Annotated in this window: 15 protein-coding genes and 1 tRNA gene; 11 read left to right on the plus strand and 5 right to left on the minus strand. The window is 67.0% G+C overall.

Features of this window, described 5'->3' with window-relative positions; all coding sequences use genetic code 11:
* The first annotated feature begins 51 nt into the window (after positions 1-51).
* Positions 52-969, plus strand: a complete 918-nt coding sequence (gene nudC / locus ACTIAO_RS04355) for an NAD(+) diphosphatase (RefSeq protein WP_441905038.1) — start codon at positions 52-54, stop codon at positions 967-969.
* Entirely contained in the window at positions 966-2,687 is a 1,722-nt protein-coding gene (locus ACTIAO_RS04360; protein ID WP_441905039.1) for an ATP-dependent helicase, read from the plus strand. Before nudC ends, ACTIAO_RS04360 begins: the two co-directional genes overlap by 4 nt.
* 812 nt (positions 2,688-3,499) lie before the next feature.
* Here the strand turns inward: ACTIAO_RS04360 and ACTIAO_RS04365 are convergent.
* A complete protein-coding gene (locus tag ACTIAO_RS04365; protein WP_441905040.1) occupies positions 3,500-4,936 on the minus strand; it encodes a zinc-dependent metalloprotease in 1,437 nt (478 codons plus the stop codon).
* 118 nt (positions 4,937-5,054) lie between these two features.
* Here ACTIAO_RS04365 and ACTIAO_RS04370 point away from each other — a divergent pair, with 118 nt between their 5' ends.
* Positions 5,055-6,143 (plus strand): YlbL family protein, encoded by a 1,089-nt coding sequence (locus ACTIAO_RS04370; RefSeq protein ID WP_441905041.1) that lies wholly within the window; start codon positions 5,055-5,057, stop codon positions 6,141-6,143.
* A gap of 44 nt (positions 6,144-6,187) precedes the next feature.
* The gene (locus ACTIAO_RS04375) at positions 6,188-9,127 is read left to right on the plus strand and encodes a UPF0182 family membrane protein (RefSeq protein WP_441905042.1); all 2,940 of its coding nucleotides are present in this window, start codon (positions 6,188-6,190) and stop codon (positions 9,125-9,127) included.
* 114 nt (positions 9,128-9,241) lie between these two features.
* On the opposite strand, the gene ACTIAO_RS04380 is transcribed toward ACTIAO_RS04375, so the two are convergent.
* Both ACTIAO_RS04380 and ACTIAO_RS04385 read right to left on the minus strand, forming a co-directional pair.
* Positions 9,242-9,526 (minus strand): helix-turn-helix domain-containing protein, encoded by a 285-nt coding sequence (locus ACTIAO_RS04380; protein WP_441905057.1) that lies wholly within the window; start codon positions 9,524-9,526, stop codon positions 9,242-9,244.
* A 350-nt stretch (positions 9,527-9,876) separates the two neighbouring features.
* Positions 9,877-9,953: transfer RNA gene (locus ACTIAO_RS04385), tRNA-Met, on the minus strand.
* Positions 9,954-10,023: 70 nt separating this feature from the next.
* Here ACTIAO_RS04385 and ACTIAO_RS04390 point away from each other — a divergent pair.
* Positions 10,024-10,818 carry a carbon-nitrogen hydrolase family protein gene (locus tag ACTIAO_RS04390; protein ID WP_441905043.1) on the plus strand — a complete coding sequence of 265 codons (795 nt, stop codon included), beginning with the start codon at positions 10,024-10,026 and terminating at the stop codon, positions 10,816-10,818.
* A 366-nt stretch (positions 10,819-11,184) separates the two neighbouring features.
* On the opposite strand, the gene ACTIAO_RS04395 is transcribed toward ACTIAO_RS04390, so the two are convergent.
* The gene (locus ACTIAO_RS04395; RefSeq protein ID WP_441905044.1) at positions 11,185-12,387 is read right to left on the minus strand and encodes an aminotransferase class I/II-fold pyridoxal phosphate-dependent enzyme; all 1,203 of its coding nucleotides are present in this window, start codon (positions 12,385-12,387) and stop codon (positions 11,185-11,187) included.
* Positions 12,388-12,484: 97 nt separating this feature from the next.
* On the opposite strand from ACTIAO_RS04395, the gene ACTIAO_RS04400 reads away from it, so the two are divergent.
* From ACTIAO_RS04400 to ACTIAO_RS04410, 3 genes are read left to right on the plus strand one after another with little or no spacing between them, the layout of a single operon-like run.
* Complete coding sequence (locus tag ACTIAO_RS04400; RefSeq protein WP_441905045.1) at positions 12,485-13,984, plus strand: S1C family serine protease; 1,500 nt, start codon at positions 12,485-12,487, stop codon at positions 13,982-13,984.
* A gap of 48 nt (positions 13,985-14,032) precedes the next feature.
* Positions 14,033-15,286, plus strand: a complete 1,254-nt coding sequence (locus ACTIAO_RS04405; RefSeq protein ID WP_441905046.1) for a CDP-glycerol glycerophosphotransferase family protein — start codon at positions 14,033-14,035, stop codon at positions 15,284-15,286.
* Complete coding sequence (locus ACTIAO_RS04410) at positions 15,283-16,719, plus strand: CDP-glycerol glycerophosphotransferase family protein (protein WP_441905047.1); 1,437 nt, start codon at positions 15,283-15,285, stop codon at positions 16,717-16,719. Before ACTIAO_RS04405 ends, ACTIAO_RS04410 begins: the two co-directional genes overlap by 4 nt.
* Positions 16,720-16,839: 120 nt before the next feature.
* On the opposite strand, the gene ACTIAO_RS04415 is transcribed toward ACTIAO_RS04410, so the two are convergent.
* Entirely contained in the window at positions 16,840-17,913 is a 1,074-nt protein-coding gene (locus ACTIAO_RS04415; protein ID WP_441905048.1) for a glycosyltransferase family 2 protein, read from the minus strand.
* Positions 17,914-17,962: 49 nt separating this feature from the next.
* Here ACTIAO_RS04415 and ACTIAO_RS04420 point away from each other — a divergent pair, with 49 nt between their 5' ends.
* The 3 genes from ACTIAO_RS04420 (at position 17,963) to ACTIAO_RS04430 (ending at position 20,709) form a co-directional block, all read left to right on the plus strand.
* Positions 17,963-19,255: a CDP-glycerol glycerophosphotransferase family protein gene (locus tag ACTIAO_RS04420; RefSeq protein WP_441905049.1), complete on the plus strand. Its 1,293-nt coding sequence runs from the start codon at positions 17,963-17,965 to the stop codon at positions 19,253-19,255.
* A 54-nt stretch (positions 19,256-19,309) separates the two neighbouring features.
* The gene (locus ACTIAO_RS04425; RefSeq protein WP_441905050.1) at positions 19,310-20,074 is read left to right on the plus strand and encodes a biotin--[acetyl-CoA-carboxylase] ligase; all 765 of its coding nucleotides are present in this window, start codon (positions 19,310-19,312) and stop codon (positions 20,072-20,074) included.
* An 80-nt stretch (positions 20,075-20,154) separates the two neighbouring features.
* Positions 20,155-20,709, plus strand: coding sequence for a PH domain-containing protein (locus tag ACTIAO_RS04430; protein WP_441905051.1), 555 nt, complete (start codon positions 20,155-20,157; stop codon positions 20,707-20,709).
* Positions 20,710-20,712: the final 3 nt, after the last annotated feature.

Consider the following 20,712-nt stretch of genomic DNA (forward strand, 5'->3'; position numbering starts at 1 on the left):
GTGTGCTCGGGTGCGGTTCCGCCTACGCCACGCCTGGGAAAGAGGGAGTCGATGACCGTTCAGACCGCTGCGTTCGACCGTGCAGGACAACTTCGTGACGAACCGGGCATCATCCAGACGCTGCGCGCGTCGTCGGATGCCCTCGTGATCGTCGTTCGCGAGGGGCGTGTCCGCATCGAGAACGGCGGGCTGCTGACGGTCTCGCCGTCCGAGGTCGCCGATGACGCCCAGTGGGGTCTGCTCGGGCACCGCAGCGACGACCGCGTGCTGCTGCTCGCCGCGGTCGGCCCCGAACGCGACGCGATCGATGCGGCACCGGCCGAGACCTGGCTGGGTCTGCGCGACACCGGCGGGATGCTGGATGCCGAGAACACCGAGCTGCTGGTGACCGCGGTCTCGCTCGCATCCTGGCTGCGCGATGCGCGCTTCTGCCAGAAGTGCGGCTCCGAGACGGAGCTGCGCCAGGGCGGCTGGTCCCGCCGATGCGAAGCCTGCGCGCACGAGATCTTTCCCCGCACGGACCCCGCGGTGATCGTCGCCGTCGAGAGCCCCGATGGTGAACGGCTGCTGCTCGGGGCGAACGCGAACTGGCGCGGACGCATGTACTCGTGCTTCGCCGGCTTCGTCGAGGCGGGCGAGTCGCTGGAGACCACGGTGCACCGCGAGATCGAAGAGGAGGCCGGCGTGCACCTCGACGAGGTCCGCTACATCTCCTCGCAGCCGTGGCCGTATCCGCGCTCGCTGATGGTCGGATTCCGCGCCACGGCATCCGATGAGCATTCTGCGCGCCCCGACGGCGAGGAGATCATCGACGTGCGCTGGTTCACACGCGATGAGATCCGCAGCGCGATGAACGGTGATGGTCCGGTGGGACTGCCGGGTCCGGCATCCATCGCCCGCGCGCTCATCGAGAACTGGTGCGACCAGCGCGAGGCCGGTGCGCCGAGCGAAACGCGCGAGGGCAAGTGAGCGCACTCGACGGCCTCGACGAACGACAGCGGGAAGCGGCATCCGTGCTGCGCGGGCCCGTTGCCGTACTCGCCGGAGCCGGCACAGGAAAGACCCGGGTGATCACCCACCGCATCGCGCACGGCGTCGACACCGGGGCGTATTCCCCGAGCCGAGTGATGGCGGTCACCTTCACGGCGAAAGCCGCCGGCGAGCTGCGCGGTCGACTGCGGGCGCTCGGCATCGAGGGCGTCGCCGCGCGCACTTTCCACGCTGCCGCTCTCGCGCAACTGAACTTCTTCTGGCCGACGCTGGCGGGCTCGCCCGCGCCCAAGATCGTCGACAACAAGGTGCGCGTCCTCGCCCAGGCGGCAGAACAGCAGCGCCTGCGACTCGACACGGCGACGCTGCGCGACATCGCCAGCGAGATCGAATGGCGCAAGGTCTCGATGCTGACGATCGAGCAGCACACGGCGCTCGGAAAATCCATCGGACGCGTCAACACCGAACAGCTCGCCGAGGTGCAGCAGGCCTACGAAATACTCAAGGACGACCGCCACCAGCTCGATTTCGAGGACGTGCTGCTGGCATGCGCGGGGATGCTGGAAGCCGAGCCCCGTGTCGCGGCATCCGTCCACGAGCAGTATCGCCACTTCACCGTCGACGAGTTCCAGGACGTCTCACCGTTGCAGAACCGGCTACTCGAACTCTGGCTCGGCGAGCGCCGCGACATCTGCGTGGTCGGCGATGCGAGCCAGACGATCTACTCGTTCGCGGGCGCCGATCAGCGGTTCCTGCTGGAGTTCGGCCGCCGTTACCCCGATGCCACGGTCGTGCGCCTGGAGACGAACTACCGTTCGCAGCCGCCGATCCTCGCCGCAGCCAATGCCCTCATGAAGGGGCGTCCCGGCGCGCTCGAGCTCGTCGCCGCACGCGAAGCGCCGACGGCCGATGCGCCGACGGTGACCGCATACGACAGCGATACGGAAGAGGCCGCGGGAATCGCAGCCGCGATCGGCGCGCGGATCAAGAGCGGGGCCCAGCCGTCCGAGATCGCGGTGCTCTATCGGGCCCATGCACAGTCCGCCCCCATTCAGCAGGCGCTCGCCCAGGCGGGGATCGCATCCAGTGTGCTCGGCGGCAAGCGGTTCTTCGATATGCCCGAGGTGCGCCAGGCCGTGCTCGCGCTGCGTGGCGCATCCGTCGCCCCCACCGAACGCGGCTTCCTTCCGAACGTGCGGCGCGTGCTGCGCGAGATGGGTCTCACGGAGGAGCCGCCGGCCGCCGGTGGCGCCCAGCGGGACGGTTGGGAAGCGCGGCGTGCCATCCTGCGTCTTGCCGAGGAAGCATCGGATGACACGACGCTGCGCTCGTTCAGCGACACGCTCATGGCGCGCGCGAAGGATCAGCATGAACCGACGATGCAGACGGTGACCATGTCGACGCTGCACGCAGCCAAGGGGCTGGAATGGCCGCACGTCATCCTCGCCGGTTGCACCGAGGGCGCCTTGCCGATCTCGTACGCGACCGGATTCGACGCGATCGACGAGGAGCGCCGACTCGCCTACGTCGGCATCACGCGCGCCGCAAGGACGCTGGAGCTGTCCTGGTCTCGTTCGTCCGGTCGAGGCGAGCGGCGGCCGTCCCGCTTCCTGGAAGAGATCGGGATGTCTGCGCGCGGCACAGGCAATCTTCGTGAAACGTCGCCTCGCGCCACACGCGCCGCCCGTCGGGGGTGATCCGCACCGACTTCGTCAGCTTCGCACCGTCGGGCTCGCCGAGGAGCCGAGCGATGAGGCTGGCGACTTCGGCCGTGCGCGCGGCGGTGATCGGGACGGACGTCGCACCGATCAGCTGCGCATGCATGCTCGGCCAGGCAGGGTCCCGGTCGCGCTCATGCGCGTCGATGCACGACAGGCACGGTGTGCGCCCGGGAACGATCAGCGGACCGATCGTCGTACCACCCGGTTCGAAAGCGACCGGGACGTGCGCGAGATCCTCGCGCAGGTACGGGGCAAGCTGATGGGCGGATGCTGCGCCGTGCACGAGCACGATGCCCACAGCATCCCGCTCCTGACGGTCGACCGTCACGAATCCTTCGTCGCGCAGCGCATGATCGATGCGCGCCTGCACCCGTGAGTCGGCAAGATTGACGCTCTCGACCCAGACCCACGGCAGCGGCGGGCCGTCGGTGTGCAGCACCGGTTCGAGCTTCTGCAGCAGGTCACGTGCCGGCTGCCGGGGGGCGCCGACTCCGTGCGCGACCACATCGAACGATGCGCGACGAAATCCGGTGCGCATCGCCTGAAGCAGCGGCTCGATCCAGGGTTCCGTCAACGGCACGACGACGACGGCATCCAATCCGAACTGCACGGTGTCGACATCGCGCCACAGCATCGGGAAGGACGCATCGATGCGGGTCATGGTCGTCGGCGTGAACGGTGGCATTCCCCGATTCTGGCCACCCACCGGAAGCTGTAGGGCACAGAACGACGATCGGTGGACAAGTCCGACGATTGCTCAGATGTGCAGGACGAGTGCTGCCGGTCGCTCAGACCGGCTTCTCACCCGCGCCGTCGTCATTGGAGTCGCCACCATCGCCCGTGTCGCCCTCGCCATCGACCGTGCCCTCGCCATCGCTCGTGCCCTTGCCGTCGCCGGAGAAGTCATCGCCGTCGAGCAGTCGGGCCAGCGCCTCATCGAACTCGTCCGCTGCTGGCTCCTCGCCGCGGGCTCGGGCCTGCAGCCGTTCGATCAGAGCGGTCGGGTCGTCGATGTCGGCCGCGGACGGCAGTAGATCGGGGTAGTCCCAGAGCGAATCGCGTGCGCTGATGCCGACGGCATCCGTCACCTTGCGCCACATCGCTGCGGCCTCGCGCATGCGGCGTGGGCGCAGCTTCAGGCCGACCAGCGCGCCGAGCGCGTCCTCGGCGGGGCCGCCGACGGCGCGACGGCGGCGAGCGGCTTCGGCCAGTCGGGCGCCATCGGGGAGGCGCGCGGTGGCCTCGCTGGTGACGACATCCACCCAGCCATCGATCATCGCGATGATGTTCTCCAGGCGGCCGAGCGACTCCCGCTGCGCGTCGGTCTGTGCGGGAAGGAGTGCACCGTCCTCGATCGCGGCGCGGAGCTCTTCGGGGTTGGAGGGATCCAGGCGGCTCGCGACATCTTCGAGAGCCTCGACGTCGACGGTCACGCCGCGTGCGAAGTCGGTGATCTGTGACATGACCTGCAGGTGCAGCCACTTGGCGTGCCGGTACAGGCGGGCATAGGCGAGTTCGCGCGTGGCGAGATAGAGCGTGATCTGGTCGTCCGGGATCTCCAGGCCCGCACCGAAGTCCTGGATGTTCTGCGGGATGACGGCGGCCGTGCCCGCGGGCAGCACCGGGATGCCGACGTCGCCGCCGGACACGACCTCGAGGGAGAGGTTGCCGAGCACCTGACCGAACTGCGCGGCGAAGACCGACGCGCCCAGGCCCCGCATGAGCTTTCCGGCGCCCTGGATCGCGCCGCGCATGTCTTCGGGGACCTGCGTGTCGAGTGCGCTGGTGAGGGCATCCGCGATGCTGGTCGAGACGGGGCCCGCGATGTCCTTCCACACCGGCAGGGTCTTCTCGACCCATTCACCGCGTGTCATTGCCCGGGGGCTCTCGGCGAGCTCGGCGATCGTGGTCGCCTCGCCCAGCCACAGGTTCGCGAGGCCGAACGCATCCACGAGCGAGTGCCGGGAGCCGTCGGTGATGCCCTGACCCTCCTTGTTCGCGATATGCAGCGCCTGGCGCAGGGTGTTCTCCCACGGGTCGCCGCCGAATGCGTTCTGCAGCTGCTGCGAGAGCGCGGCCATCATCGCCGGGTCGAATTGGATGCCGCCTTCGCCGCCGAGAGCATTCTGCAGCGCGCTGAAGTCGAAGTCGCCGCCGCCCTCACCGGACATCATCTTGCGCAGGAACTCTTGGAAATCTTCCGGGTTCGGATCGTTCTCTGACATTTCGGTCGCCTCTCAGCACGTCGCTAGCCGTGCCATCTACGCTAGTCACAGGTTTCTGCACGCACCCCCGACGCGAGCAGATCGCTGTACGCCGGTCGCGAACGACGGAGGAAAACACGTGGCACGAATTCGCTCTGTCCGCTTGGGGCTCGGAGCCTGGGCGCTCATCGTCGCGCTCATCGCTCTGGTCGTGCTGACGTTCCTCCCGACTCCGTACGTGATCCAGCGGCCCGGCCCCGTGTACAACACCCTGGGCACCGCGCCGGGCAGTGACGGCGAGCAGATGCCGCTCATCGCCATCGACGGTGCTGAGACCTTCGACACCGGCGGAAGCTTGAATCTCACCACGGTGCAGGTCGTCGGCAATCGGGAGCGCACGCCGTCCTGGTTCGAACTGGCGATCGCATGGATGGACTCCTCGCGCGCTGTCGTCCCACTGGATTCCGTGTTCCCCGAAGGTGTGACGAGTGAGCAGCGCGATGAGCAGAACGCCGTGCTGATGGTCGACTCGCAGCACGAAGCGACGGCCGCGGCCCTGCACGAACTCGGGTACGACACCGGAGCCGAGGTCGAAGTCGTCTCCATCGTCGAGGACTCGGCGGCAGACGGACTGATCGAGAAGGGCGACCGCATCGACGCTGTCGACGGCGTCTCGCTGACCAGCGCTGCGGCCCTGCGCGAGGCCATCCAGGATTCCGGGGGTGAGACCGTAGAGCTGTCGGTGCTGCGCGATGGCGAAGAGCAGCAGATCGAGATCGCACCGAAGCAGGAGAACGTCAACGGCACCGACACCTGGCTGATCGGCATCAGCTTCACGACCGAGTACGACTTCCCGATCGATGTCACCATCCAGCTCGACAACGTCGGTGGTCCGAGCGCCGGAATGATGTTCGCGCTGGGAATCGTCGATGAGTTGACGCCCGGTGAGCTCACCGGAGGCAACGACATCGCCGGCACCGGCACGATCGATGCCTCCGGTGCGGTGGGGCCGATCGGCGGCATCCGCCAGAAGCTGTACGGCGCGCGTGATGCCGGAGCCGATTACTTCCTCGCACCGTCATCGAACTGTGACGAGGTTGTCGGTCACATCCCGGACGGGCTGACGGTCATCAGCACGTCGACGCTTTCGGAGTCGATCGATGCGCTCGAGGTGATCGCCGATGGCGGTGACGTCGCCGCACTGCCCGCGTGCACTGCCACTTCCTGAACGCACGCGGCCCGCACATAGGTGACGGTGCATAAGATGGACGAGTGACCACGACCTCGGCGCCGAATCCGGCCACGCCTCATACATCCCGACGAATCCTGACCATCTCATTGGTCATCATCGCCGCGCTCGTCGTGGCGTTCTTCGTCTTTGCTTCTCTCTACACCGACTTCCTCTGGTTCGACCAGCTCGAGTTCGCGAGTGTCCTGACGACCCAGTGGCTTGCCACGGCGTCGATGTTCGTCGTCGGGTTCATCGGGATGGCGGTACCGCTGTTCGTCGTGATCCAGCTGGCCTACCGGCTGCGCCCGGTGTACGTGCGGCTCAGCTCGCAGCTCGACCGCTACCAGGAGGTTATCGAGCCGCTGCGGCGCCTGGCGATGTGGGGCATGCCGATCTTCTTCGGCCTCTTCGCGGGCTTCGCCGCCGCCGGCAACTGGGAGACTGTCTGGCTGTGGTTCACCGGTGGCCCCACGGGAGTCACCGACCCGGAGTTCGGCATGGACACCGGCTTCTACCTGTTCGCGATGCCGTTCTACTCGATTCTTCTCGCCTTCGTCTCGGCAGTGATCCTGCTCAGCCTGATCGTCACCGCGCTGGTTTCGTACCTGTACGGATCGGTGCGCATCGGGCAGGGCGAGCTGCGCATCTCGAAGCCTGCACGCATTCAGCTCGCGGTGCTCGCGGGCATCTACCTGCTCGTGCAGGCCGCCAGCCTCTGGCTCGACCGGTACAAGACGCTCGTCACCGAAGAGGACCGCATCACCGGTGCGGCGTACACCGCCGTGCACGCGACGATCCCCGGCATGGCGATCCTCGCAATCGTCGCGATTCTCGTCGCGATCCTCTTCTTCGTCACGGCCGTCATCGGCCGCTGGCGCTTCCCGCTGGCCGCCACGGCGCTGCTGATCGTGGCAGCCCTCGTCGTCGGCGTCGGATACCCATGGGTCGTGACGACCTTCCAGGTTCGTCCGAACCAGAACAGCTTCCAGGCCGAGTACTACGAGCGCAACATCGAGGGCACCAAAGAGGCGTACAACATCGCCGACCTCGAGGTCACGCCGTTCAAGGCAGAGACCGATGCAGAAGCCGGGCAGCTGCGCGATGACGCCGAGACCACGGCATCCATCCGTATTCTCGACCCGAGCATCATCAGCCCGACCGTGCAGCAGCTCGAGCAGTTCCGTGGTTACTACCAGTTCCAGGACGTACTGGACGTCGACCGCTACGAGATCGACGGCGAGTCGCAGGACACGGTCGTCGCCGTTCGTGAGCTCGACGTGAACCGCCTCGGCGACAGCAACAACTGGAACAACCGCACCGCGGTCTACACGCACGGCTACGGTCTTGTGGTCGCTGCCGGCAACCAGCGCACGAGCGAGGGCGAGCCGGTGTTCCTCGAGCGCGGCATCCCGTCGTCCGGATTCCTCACCGATGCCGAGAACTTCGAGCCTCGCGTCTACTTCGGCGAAGAGTCGGCTCCGTACTCGATCGTCGGCGCTCCGGAAGGTTCGGACCCGGTCGAGATCGACTACCCGCGCGGAACCGATGGTGCAACCGAGACCAAGACGACCTTCGAGGGCGATGGCGGGCCGCACATCGGCAACACGTTCAACAAGCTGCTGTACGCGCTGAAGTTCCAGGAGGCGGAGATCCTGTTCTCCGACCTGGTCAACGACGACTCGCAGATCCTCTACGACCGCGACCCGCGGGCCCGCGTGCAGAAGGCGGCGCCGTACCTCACGCTCGACAGCGACCCGTACCCGAGCGTCGTCGACGGGCAGATCGTGTGGATCGTCGATGGTTACACGACGAGCTCGACGTCCCCGTACTCGACGAGCGTGAGCCTGTCGGATGCCATTGCCGACTCCAACACGGCGGCACCCAACTTCGCGATCGATGACATCAACTACATCCGCAACTCGGTGAAGGCGACGGTCAACGCCTACGACGGTTCGGTGACGCTGTACGCCTGGGATGCTGAGGACCCGCTGCTGAAGGCCTGGCAGAAGGTCTACCCGTCGACGGTCGAGCCGATCAGCGAGATGTCGGCCGATCTGATGAGCCACGTGCGCTACCCGACCGACCTGTTCAAGGTGCAGCGCGACATCCTCGAGGTCTACCACGTGGACACGGCCAGCTCGTTCGCCCAGCAGGACAACCGCTGGCAGACGCCGAACGACCCGCGTAACGAGAACCAGCTGCAGCCGCCCTACTACCTGTCGATGCAGATGCCGGGGCAGGATTCGCCGCGCTTCTCGATGTTCTCGACGTTCATCCCCGCGTCCGCGCAGGGAACGACGAGCCGTAACGTGCTGATGGGCTACCTGGCGGTGGATTCGGATGCTGGATCCACGGCGGGGGAGAAATCCGAGGGCTACGGGCAGTTGAGGCTGCTCGAGATCGATGCCGATACGACGGTGCCGGGTCCTGGACAGGTGCAGAACACGTTCGACTCGGATACGACGATCGCCGACAAGCTCAACGTGCTGACGCTCGGTAAATCCGAGGTGCTTTATGGAAACCTGCTGACGCTCCCCGTCGGTGGTGGTCTGCTGTACGTGCAGCCGGTCTACATCCAGTCGTCCGAGGGCACGCAGCTGCCGCTGCTGCAGAAGGTGCTGGTCACCTTCGGTGACAGCGTGGCGTTCGAAGACACCCTCACCGGTGCGCTCGATGTGATCTTCGGCGGCGACGCCGGAGCGGGCGGCGGCGATGAGGAAGTCCAGCCCACGGATCCGGGCGACGGCACGACTCCGCCGGATGAGGGCACGACCACTCCGCCCGATGAGGGAACGACCGATCCGGGCACGAGCACCGACTCCAACGCCTACGAGGCGGCGCTCGCTGCGGCGCAGAAGGCGCTGACCGACCGCGAGACCGCGCTGAAGTCGGGCGACCTGACCGCATTCGCCGAGGCAGACAAGCAGCTGACGGCCGCCGTCAACGAGCTGCTTGCGTTGGAGGCATCCGGCGGCAAGTAGTCGCTGGGCCGGTCTGACCGGCGCATGTCACAGAAGTGGCGGGTTCGCGTGATCGCGACCCGCCATTTCTGTGACGTGGTCAGCCCGGCGCGTGCGTATGTGCCGCGGTGTGGGCTAAGCCACGAGGAGCCGGGCGTCAGCGGTGACGTACTCAAGCTCGAGCTCGCCACCCAGAGCCTCGAGGTAACTCCGGACAGTTCCAATCTTGCTATTCTCGAGGTCGCCATTCTCGATCTTGGATACCTGTCGCTGGCCGACGCCGATGCGACTTGCCATTTCTTCCTGCGTCAATCCAAGGTTCTTCCGCAGTTCGCGCAAGCGGTGCGCGCGCACCTCGGTGAGCATCTCTTGCTTGTACGCGTCGACGCGCTTCCGGTCGACGGGGCGCTGGGCCAGCATCTCTTGCAGATCCACGTCGGTCACTTCCTTTGATTCTTGTTCTTTTGCGTCTTCAACTGGGAGACATGTTCGGAGTAGCGTGCGTCAGCGACTTTAGATCCTCGGAGTTCTATTGCGCAACCGCCCCGGTGTACAGCAGAGCGCGCCCGTGTTCGCCCAGCACCGCGCTGAGGCAGATGGCCGACTTGCGGGCGCCGTCAACGGGATGCTCGCGCTGAAAGCATCCGGCGGCAAGTAGTCACTGGGTCGGTCTGACCGGCGCGGCCAAGTAGGCGGGTGCTGATCAGCCCGCACGGGCAAAGCAGAAGGCCCGGAATCCGTTGAGATTCCGGGCCTTCTGTGTGTCGCATTGGTTGCGGGGGCAGGATTTGAACCTACGACCTCCGGGTTATGAGCCCGGCGAGCTACCGAACTGCTCCACCCCGCGGCACGTCTAAAAGCTTACCACGGGTCTGAGGTGCTGAGCGCCACGGGCGGGCATGCGCGAAGATGGGGGCATGTCCGATCTCACCGTCGCCGTGTGCCAGTTCAGCCCGACCGATTCGCGTGCGGACAACCGCGCCCGCGTCGCGCAGCACACAGCGGATGCCGCGGCCAGGGGAGCGCGCCTGGTCGTCTTCCCGGAGTACTCCAGCTACTTCGTCACGCCAATGGATGCCACCCTCGCCGAGAACTCCGAGACGCTCGAGGGCGAGTTCGTCCGGGCGCTGCAGGAAGCGGCATCCGCTCATGACGTCACCATCATCGCCGGGCTCGTGGAGAGCGCCGGAGAGCGCGTGCGCAACGCACTCGTCGCCGTGGATGCCACGGGCGTGCGTGCTGTCTACCGCAAGCAGCATCTCTACGACGCGTTCGGCCAAACGGAATCCGACTGGATCGAGCCGGGTGATCTCGATGAGCCGCAGACGCTGCAGATCGACGGGCTGCAGGTCGCGATGATGACCTGTTACGACCTGCGATTCCCTGAGGTCGCGCGCACACTCGTGGATGCCGGTGCTGATGTCATCGTCGTTCCTGCGGAGTGGGTGCGGGGGCCGCTGAAGGAGCACCACTGGACGACGTTGCTCGCGGCGCGAGCGATCGAGAACACGGTCTACGTCATCGCAGCCGATCACCCGACCCCGATCGGTGTGGGGCACTCGCAGATCATCGACCCGCAGGGCGTCGTCGTCGCCGGTGTCGGGACGGGGGAGGGCATCGCGATCGCGGATCTCTCAGTGGATGCCGTGGCGGCAGTGCGCGAGACCAACCCGGCGCTGCGGTTGCGCCGCTACCGCGTCGTTCCGCGCTGACGTTGCCGTTTCGACTCGCCTGCGGCTCGCTCAACGCGTTTCGTCTCGCTCCGCTCGCTCAACGACCCGCAGGGCTACTCACCGTGCGCTGAGGCTGTCGTTTCGACTCGCCTGCGGCTCGCTCAACGCGTTTCGTCTCGCTCCACTCGCTCAACGACCCGCAGGGTTACTCACCGTGCGCTGAGGCTGTCGTTTCGACTCGCCTGCGGCTCGCTCAACGCGTTTCGTCTCGTTCCGCTCGCTCAACGGCCCGCAGAGTTGCTCACCCCACGGGAAGCTCACCTCGCCGGGCGTTGAGCAAGGGAGCGGAGCGACCGCGACGAAACGGGGTGAGCGAGCGAAGCGAGTCGAAGCCGGCCACCCCGCCTACCACTCCACCGCGGCGAGCCTCCCGGCGGCCTCCTCGAGCACGTCCACCCGCTTGCAGGCGGCGAAGCGGATGAGCCCGGCGTAGTCGTCCTGGTTCTCTCGGCTCACGAAAGAGCCCAGGGGTATCGCAACGACCCCGGCCTTCTCCGGCATCGCACGGCAGAATGCGGCAGCATCCGCCCCTCCGAGCGCACTCGCGTCGGCGACCGTGAAGTATCCGCCCTGGGGCGAGGTGATATCGAACCCCGCCGATCGCAGTCCTGCCCCGAGGATCTCGTGCTTGCGGGACAGAGCGGCGGCGGCATCCGCGAAGAACGATTCCGGCAGCCGCAGCCCTACGGCGATCGCGGGTTGGAAGGCCGAGCCGTTCACGAACGTGAGGTACTGCTTGACCGTCAGCACGGCGGTGATGAGGTCGGCGGGGCCGTGGATCCAGCCGATCTTCCACCCCGTCGTCGAGAACGTCTTGCCGGCGGAGGAGATCGTAAGCGTCCGCTCGGCGGCTCCCGGCAGCGTCGCGAGCGGCACGTGCGGCGCGGCGAACGTCAGGTGCTCGTACACCTCGTCGGTGACGATGATCGCGTCGTGCTTGTGCGCCAACCGTACAACTTCGGCTTTCACCTCTTGGCTGAAGAGGATGCCGGTGGGGTTGTGCGGATCGTTGACGAGAATGATGCGCGTGCGGTCGGTGACGGATGCTGCGAGCACCTCGAGGTCCGGCTGGAAATCCGGCCGGCGCAGCGGAACTGTGCGCAGCCGCGCTCCGGCCAGAGCAACTGCCGCGGCATAGGAGTCGTAGTACGGCTCAAACACGACCACTTCGTCGTCGGGGGAGTCGATCAGGGCGAGCAGGGTGGCTGCCAGAGCCTCGGTTGCCCCGGCGGTGACGATGACCTCCGTCGCCGGGTCGACCGTGAGCCCGTAGAACCTCTGCTGGTGCTCGCTGATCGCGGCGAGCAAATCGGGGAATCCGCGCCCGGGTGGGTACTGGTTCACGCCGCGTGAGATCGCATCACGGGCGGCCTCGAGCACCTCGGCCGGGCCGTCCTCATCAGGGAAGCCCTGCCCGAGATTGATCGCTCCGGTTCTCGCCGCAGCCGCAGACATCTCTGCGAAAATGGTAGGCGCGACAGCGCCGTCAGAGGAGAGCAGGCCTGCCCCCGCCGCAGTGCGCCGCCAGGCGCCGGGAATTGCACTCATGCAACCCAGGCTAAGGCCATAGCCGGCACTCACCTCGCCCATATCGAACGCACAGCTAGGGGCGCCACTCTGAAAGGGCGTTGATGAAGGAGCAGACATGAACGAGAACAACACCCCAGACCAGCCCGTGTCCCCCGAGCAGCCTGCGCCGCAGGCTCCCGGAGCCAGCACAGGGGCCGGCCACCACGACATGCCCGCCGCGTTCACGTCGCACGCCGCGCCGCAGCATCCGGCCCCGAACGTCGGCCCGGAGGCATCCCAGGGCGCCGCATTCGGCATCCCGACGCCGACCGACCCGCACGCGCAGACCACTCCGATTCCGCCGTATGCCACCGAGCACACCGCGCACGTGACGTCGATCGACACGAAGACCAAAGAGAAGAAGTCGTTCGGCGCCAGCAAGGTCGCCGCCCTCATCGTGGCGGCGGCACTCGTCGGCGGTGTTGCCGGTTTCGGCGGCAGCTACCTCGGCAGCAATGTGTGGGCGCAGCCGGTGGGGTCCACAGCTTCAGGCCCCGACACCATCACGGTCAACAACCCCGGCTCCGTCAACGAGACCACGGCGATCGCCACGGCAGTGCTGCCCTCTGTCGTCACCATTCAGGCAGCCGGCTCCAGCGAGTCCGGCAGCGGCTCGGGCGTCGTGCTCAGTGAAGACGGCTACATCCTCACCAACACGCACGTGGTCACGCTCGGCGGCGCCGAGGCGAACCCGACGATTCGCGTCACGACCTCGGACGGCCACATCTACGACGCCGCCATTGTCGGCACCGATCCGATCTACGACCTCGCGGTGATCAAGCTCGACGGGGCGAAGGATCTCACCCCGATGGAGTTCGCCGACTCGTCCAAGCTCAACGTCGGCGACACGGCGGTCGCCGTCGGTGCGCCTCTCGGCCTATCGAACTCGGTCACCACTGGAATCGTCAGCGCGCTGAACCGCAGCATCCAGATCGCCTCTTCGGCGCTGCCGGATTCTGCGACGCAGGACGGCACGCAGGATGATTCGCAGGGCGACCAGAACGGAGAGGGCGACCAGAACGGCAGCCCGTTCCAGTTCGACCTGCCCGGCACGCAGCAGCAGAGCCCGAACTCGTCGATCTCGATCTCGGTGATCCAGACGGATGCTGCGATCAACCCCGGAAACTCCGGTGGCGCTCTGGTCGACAGCAAGGGCCGGCTCATCGGCATCAACGTCGCCATCGCGACGGCCGGCAGCGCGCAGGAGTCCGGCTCGATCGGTGTCGGATTCTCGATCCCGTCCGACATCGCCCAGCGCGTCTCCCAGGAGATCATCGAGAACGGTGCGGCTACGCACGGTCTGCTGGGCGCGACGGTTCAGGATGCCTCGTCGGTCGAATCGGCTGAGGTCGCCGGTGCTGTGATTGTCGAACCCACCAGCGGCGGGGCTGCAGCCGAGGCCGGCATCAAGAAGGGCGACATCGTGACGAAGTTCAACGGGCTTCCGATCACCGGCGCCACCGACCTCACCGCGCAGGTCCGCGCAGCGGCAGCCGGCAGCGAGGCGACGGTCACCTACGTCCGCGACGGCAAGTCGTACGAGGTGACGGTGACGCTCGGAGAACTCGCTCTCTGAGTCGCTTCGTTCCCAGAATCGGACGCCACCCCGCGATAGGCTCGCGGGGTGGCGTCCTTCTCTTTCGGCTCCGGCAACGCAGCAAAATTGCTGAGGATCCCGTTGTATGCCGCCGGACGCATAGGAACGTTTCTCGTCCCGCGCGGACGGCGCTGGGTCTTCGGGTGCGGTGGCGGAATCGGCGACGGCGCACTCGCTCTCTGGCGTATCGCCACGGCCGAGGGCCACAGCGCGGTCTGGCTCACCTCATCGGATCGTGAGCGAGCGGATGCTGCGGCGCTCGGCATCCCGACGATCCCGAAGTCTTCGCTGCGCGGATGGTGGGCGACAGCCCGCGCCGGAGTGCTCATCGTCACGCACGGGCAGGGAGACGTGAACCGCTACGCGACATCGGGGGCGTTCCTCGTGCAGCTGTGGCATGGGATTCCACTCAAGCGCATCGGGCTCGATTCCGCCGCCACGACCCAGGTCCCGAACGTGCCCGGCGCGTCGATTCTGCGCCGTGTTGTGGGGCTTCTCTACCGGGCCACAGCACAGCGCATCCGACTGATGCCGGCGGCATCCGATCGCTCGCGCGGACGGTTGGAGTCCGCCTTCGCGCTCGGGAACTCGCGGGTCGTGGTCACGGGCGAGCCTCGGGTCGACGTGCTCTCGGCCGGAACTGCGCAGGAGCGGCGGGACGCAGCATCCGCTCTGCTTTCGGACGTGACGCGCCCGCTTCCGCGCGATGCCCGCACGGTGCTGTACGCGCCGACCTGGCGCGACGGCGCCGAGGACCCGGCGATTCCGTCTGCTGCCGACTGGGTGAGCCTGATCGCCCTGCTCGAACAGCAGAATTCCGTGCTCTTCGTGCGTTCGCATCCGCTGGGCGCCGGCGCCTATCAGCCGCCGCTTCCGAGCACGCGGGTGCGGATGCTGGGATCTGACCTCCTTCCCGACGTCACACCGGCGCTACCGGGCATCGACGCGCTGATCACCGACTACTCCTCTCTCGCCTACGACGTGGGCCTCCTCGGGATGCCGGTGCTCTATCTGGCCCCGGATGCTGCGGAGTACGCGCACACGCGCGGTTTCTACGGCCGATACGAAGACGTCGCCGGGGCGGATGCCGCATCCGATTGGCCGGAGGCGATTGCGCAGCTCGAAACACTGCTGAGCGATGAGCGTGTGTTCGCTGCACGGTCCGCTCAGTCCAGTACGCTCAGCGCACAGGTACATGCGTATCGGGATGGACAGAACGCCCGTCGCGTGTACCGGGCAATACGCGCGCGGGGCGTCCCTGCGCCGAAGGGAGCACGATGACGACCGCCCGCATCGACGAGCAGGCCGAACGCCTGGTCATCGCAGGCGACGGCCCGGCACCGGCCGACGGATCTCTCGACGGGCCACGCGCCCGGGTCAGTGCGAGTATCACCGGCGATGGCGAGAGGTGGCAGGCGGTTTTCCCGCTGCAGGCCGCGCGCTGGGGCGGGCAGCTGCTGCCCCTTCCCTCCGGCGAATATCGACTGAGCATTGCGGGAGCCGACCTGTCGGAGATCGCTCAGGCACCGCTGGTGTTGTCGGGACTGCGGGTCACGCTGCAGGGCGACCGCGTCGAGATCGCGCCGCCGCTGGATCCGGCCGATGAGACCGCCGCGGGACAGTCGACGCTCGAGGAGCGCTATGTCGCTCAGGCCGGCGGCGACGAGAACGCGGTCTTTTTCGAGAGCTTCTACGGACAGAGCGCCGGATGCAATCCGCTGGCGATCGATCGTGAACTGGCCGCACGTGCGCCCGGGGTCACGCGCTACTGGAGCGTTGTGGACCTGTCGGTTCCGGTGCCCGATGGGGCGATCGCCGTGGTCGAGGGGAGCCCGCAGTGGTGGCGGGCCCGGGGAGCTGCGCGGCTGCTGATCGTTAATGATTGGCTGCGTCGGCGGTTCGCTCGCAAGCCAGGCCAGAAGGTGCTGCAGACCTGGCACGGCACCCCTCTCAAGCGTCTGGCGATGCACCGGCCAGGTTTTGATCCTCGGCGGATGGCGGCGGTCGTGAAGGAATCGCGCCGGTGGGACGTGCTGCTCGCGCAGAACCCGTATTCGGAGCGCATTCTCAAGAAGGCATATGCGTTCTTCGGGAAGCCGATCTGGACGGACGGCTACCCGCGCAACGACATGCTCGTCACCGGCGACGGTGCGGCGACGCGCGCGGCGCTGGGGATCGGGACGGACGAGCGCGTGTTGCTGTACGCGCCGACGTGGCGCGATGACCGGTCTGAGATGGTGGATTTCGTCGACCCGCAGCTGCTCGCCGAGCAGGCGGATGCCGTCGTGCTCGTCCGTGGTCATTCCCGGACCCTGAAGCCCGGCAAGGACACCTCGGGTGCGCGCGTGATCGATGTGACCGGATTCCCGGAGACGGCGCAGCTGCTGCTCATCGCGGATGCGCTCATCACGGACTACTCGTCGGTGATGTTCGACTACAGCGTCACCGGCAAGCCGATGTTCTTTCTCGTGCCCGACCTCGAGCACTATCGGGGGCAGCTGCGCGGGTTCTACTTCGACCTCGATAAGCGGGCACCGGGGCCACTGGTGAAGACGCAGGACGAGCTCGTCGCCGCGGTTCTCGACTCGTCGTTGCCGGGACATTTCGGCCCGCGCTACGCCGCGTGGCGTCGCCAGTTCAACGGCCGCGACGACGGTCATGCGTCCGAGCGCGTCGTCTCCCGCCTCCTCGACCTCGGCTACATCGCCCCGTAAAGCGCGTCCGCCGGCTGCGCGAGAATTGCCTTGTCCGACGAGACTCCTGCTGCCGACGCAATTCTCACGCCGCAAAGCAATTCTCGCGGCTGGTCGGCGGCGGGCGGCGACCGCCGCCAGCTACGGCAGCGGAGTGTTCTGCGAGCCCAGGCGCGAGGCGTCCACGGTGTCGCGGGCGCCGCGCAGCACGCCGCCGATGAAGCCGTAGCCCCAGGCGAGGTGCATGGTCGGCAGCACGGCGAGAGTCCAGATACGTTCGCGCAGGGACTCGCCGGCGCCGGGCCGCAGGGCCATCACCGCGACGAGCAGCGCGTAGGCGATCAAAGGCAGATAGACGATGGATGCCACGACCGAGGCGACACCGCCGAGCACGCGGCTCAGCTGCAGTGCCCCGACGATCACGGCGAGTGCAACGTTGAGTACGAGGGCGGGCGGCGCGAAGAAGCGCAGACCGTTGCTGCGGCCGTAGCGTCGCACGAGCTCGCCGCGCCAGGCTCCGGTCGCGCGGAACTGCCGGGCCAGTCGCCACCAGCTCTCGCGCGGCCAGTAGGTCACCTGCAGCTTCGGGTCGAGCCACACTTTGTGGCCAGCCTGCCGGATGCGCAGATTCAGCTCCCAGTCCTCGCCGCGGCGGATGGTCTCATCGAACAGTCCGACCTCGTCGAGCACCGACCGGCGCATGACGCCGAGGTACGCGGACTCCGCCTCTCCCTCGTGGGTCGTGCCGTGGTACGCGCCGCCACCGAGGCCGACGGGGGAGTTGTATGCCCGCGCGACGGACTTCTGGAACGGCGTTCGGCCGTCGGCGTGCATGACTCCGCCGACGTTGGCGGCTCCGGTGCGCTCGAGTGTGGCCAGTGCACGCTGCGCGTATCCGGGAGAGAGTTCGGAGTGCGCGTCGACGCGGACGATCGTGGGGTAGCGGCTCGCGCGGATCGCGGCATTGAGCCCGACGGGAATGTGTGCTGCCGGGTTCTCGACGAGACGGATGCGGGCATCGCTTTCGGCCAGGCGCTGCGCGAGCTCGTTCGTGCCGTCGGTGGAGGGCCCGAGGGCGAGAACCAGCTCGCTGGGACCTGCGAGCGACTGCGACAGCACGGATGCGACGGCGTGCTCGAGATAGTCCCGCTCGTTGAGAACGGGCATGATGAACGACACCCCGGCCGGAGACGTTGTCGAATCGTGCTCTTCCACCCGTCGATCATGTCATGGAGCGCCTGGCAAGCATGCGTACTCTGGATATGTGGGTGCCGTTCGGGATGTCAAGAAGGCGTATCGTCTGCTGCGCAGAGCCCTGCGCTCGCGCTCGGCGGTGCAACGAGTCCGGCGCGAGCTGGCCAAGCAGCCGCCGCTGCCGGAGCACCGCTTCAGAATCGCCGTGTACTTCGCCGATGGCGCCGTGAACATGTACCAGATGCGCCAGTGGTACCGGCCGCTGGCCGAGCTCGAGAAGCTCTGGCCCGTCGTCGTCCTCGCCCGAAACGCTGGCGGTGCCGAGAAGCTCATGGAAGAGGCAGCTCTTCCCGTCGCTTTCGTCCCCACGGTGCGTGACGTCGAGGCGTTCATCTCCACGCAGGACATCCGCATCGTGCTGTACGTGAACCAGAACACTCGCAACTTCCAGATGTTCCGCTACGGGCGGCGCTGGCACGTGTTCATCAACCACGGCGAGTCCGACAAGATGTACATGACCACGAACCAGTACAAGGCGTACGACTACGCGTTCGTGGCAGGCCAGGCCGCGAGGGATCGCCTCAGCCGCACGCTCTGGGACTATGACATCGATCGGCGCACGATCGAGATCGGCCGTCCCCAGGCGGACCATTACTCCGGCATCCTCCCCTACACGCCTGACGCGCGGATCGTCGTGCTTTACGCACCCACTTGGGAGGGCGATCGCCCGAGCGCGCACTACGGCTCGATCGCGACGCACGGCGAGGCACTGATCACGGCTCTACTGGCGACCGGACGGCACCGCGTGATCTACCGTCCGCACCCGCGCAGTGGCGTGGTCGACGATGAGTACGGCGCAGCCCACAAACGCATCATCTCCGCCATCGCCGAGGCGAACGCATCCGATCGGACCGCGCAGCACGTCTACGACGACGGTCCGGAGCTCGGCTGGCAGCTCGCAGCGGCCGACGTCGCCATCGTCGACATCTCGGCGATGGTCTACGACCGCCTCGCGGTCGGCAAGCCGCTCATGATCACGCGTCCGCTCGACGAGAATGCGCAGATCGACACCGGCGGATACCTCTCGGATTGCGAATGGCTGACAGCGGATGCTGCGCGCAGCATCGTCGCGGAAGTCGACCGCGTCCGTGCGGATGAGCACGCGATCACGAAGCTGCGTATGTGGGTGCAGCACTACTTCGGCGACACCACTCCCGGCGTTGCGACAGCGAAGTTCCACACTGCGATCGAACAGCTCATGGGGCTGTGGGACGAGTGGCAGCAGCGCGAGATCGGCGCCGTCGTACACGACGAGGATGACGACGACGAAGAAGAGAAGGACGACGAGTCCGAGATCCACTGACGTCTAGTGAACCTGCACTGATGCCGAAAGGCTCGGCTCCGTAGACTGACGGATATGAATTTTCCGCAGGCTGAGGCTGTTGCATCCCGACTCGAAGTGCTTACCGAATCGGCATCGACGAACGCCGCGCTTCGGATGCTGTCGGCGGATGCTGACGCGTGGCCGCACCTCTCCGTCATCCTCACCGACAACCAGACCGCCGGACGTGGGCGGCTGGATCGGTCCTGGCAGACGCCCGCCGGCTCAGCGCTGGCGATCTCGGTGCTGATCCGAGAACTGCCGTCGCGCCCCGAAGCCATGGGCTGGATCCCGCTCGTTGCGGGGCTGGCGATGGCGGATGCCGTGACCGTGCAGCTTTCCGGTCATGAGGTCGGGGTGAAGTGGCCCAACGACGTGCTGGTCGACGGGAAGAAGGTCTGCGGCATCCTGGCCGAATCGACGGGGACGGCGGTGGTCATCGGGTCCGGTGTGAACACCGCCATGACGATAGAGCAGCTTCCCATCCCGACGGCGACGTCGTTCGCCGCGCTCGGTGAGAGCTGCGATGCGGATCGCCTCGTCGCCGACTATCTGCGCCGGCTCGGCGGACTGCTCGCGGCGCTTGCTGCGTGGGAGGACTCGGATCGCAGCGGCATCCATGATGCCGTCTCGGCACGGTGCGCGACGCTGGGACGCGAGGTCGATGTGTCGCTTCCGGACGGGTCGACGCTGCACGGCACAGCCGTCCGGCTCGATACGGATGGCCGCCTCTGCGTCGATGCCGGAGGCACCGAGCACGCTGTCGCCGCCGGTGATGTCGTGCACGCGCGGCTCGTCTGACCCAGAACCCGGCGGAGAACCCGCGGAGGACACGCCGTCGCGCGGCGGGAGATGTCAGTGCCTGCGGGCACAATGGATGCATGACTCAGCCCGTGACGCTCGGCGGTCGGCCGATGATGCCGCCGCCCGGCGCGCCTGCCGAAGAGCGGCTCATCGCGCGATTCCGCGGCCATGCCCGCCGGTTGCTGTGGTCGGCGCTGCTTCTGATCGCGGTTTGCGGTGCAACGGGCTACTTCTACGACAATCTGCCAGACGGCTTCCAGAATTGGATGCTGCTGACCGCAGCGGGTGCGCTGATCATCCTCGGCGTGATCATCCCGTATTTCATCTGGTTCTCCCGTACCTACACCGTCACGACGCGCCGCGTCATCGTCCGCCAGGGTGTGGGGGCACGTCAGCGTTCCGAGATCTCGCATGTGCGCGGATATTCGATCGGAGTCCGGCGCGGACTCCTGCAGCGCATGGGCGGCGCCGGCACGATCACGCTTTCGAACGGCATGGATGTGCCGGTGCGACTGGTGAACATCCCCAATGTCACGCTCGTGCACGAGGCGCTCGCCGATCAGATCGAAGTGAATCAGATCCTCGCGCACCGAGACGCCCAGGCACTCCCCGAGGGCGACGCTCCCCGCTGACCC

Origin of the sequence: Microbacterium sp., assembly GCF_052099035.1 — a bacterium.
Taxonomy (GTDB): domain Bacteria; phylum Actinomycetota; class Actinomycetes; order Actinomycetales; family Microbacteriaceae; genus Microbacterium.

Coding starts and splice junctions, on each gene's coding strand:
- nudC (WP_441905038.1), top strand. CDS start 52: ATGACCGTTCAGACCGCTGCGTTCGACCGTGCAGGACAACTTCGTGAC.
- ACTIAO_RS04365 (WP_441905040.1), bottom strand. CDS start 4,936: ATGTCAGAGAACGATCCGAACCCGGAAGATTTCCAAGAGTTCCTGCGC.
- ACTIAO_RS04380 (WP_441905057.1), bottom strand. CDS start 9,526: ATGCTGGCCCAGCGCCCCGTCGACCGGAAGCGCGTCGACGCGTACAAG.
- ACTIAO_RS04390 (WP_441905043.1), top strand. CDS start 10,024: ATGTCCGATCTCACCGTCGCCGTGTGCCAGTTCAGCCCGACCGATTCG.
- ACTIAO_RS04395 (WP_441905044.1), bottom strand. CDS start 12,387: ATGAGTGCAATTCCCGGCGCCTGGCGGCGCACTGCGGCGGGGGCAGGC.
- ACTIAO_RS04400 (WP_441905045.1), top strand. CDS start 12,485: ATGAACGAGAACAACACCCCAGACCAGCCCGTGTCCCCCGAGCAGCCT.
- ACTIAO_RS04410 (WP_441905047.1), top strand. CDS start 15,283: ATGACGACCGCCCGCATCGACGAGCAGGCCGAACGCCTGGTCATCGCA.
- ACTIAO_RS04425 (WP_441905050.1), top strand. CDS start 19,310: ATGAATTTTCCGCAGGCTGAGGCTGTTGCATCCCGACTCGAAGTGCTT.
- ACTIAO_RS04430 (WP_441905051.1), top strand. CDS start 20,155: ATGACTCAGCCCGTGACGCTCGGCGGTCGGCCGATGATGCCGCCGCCC.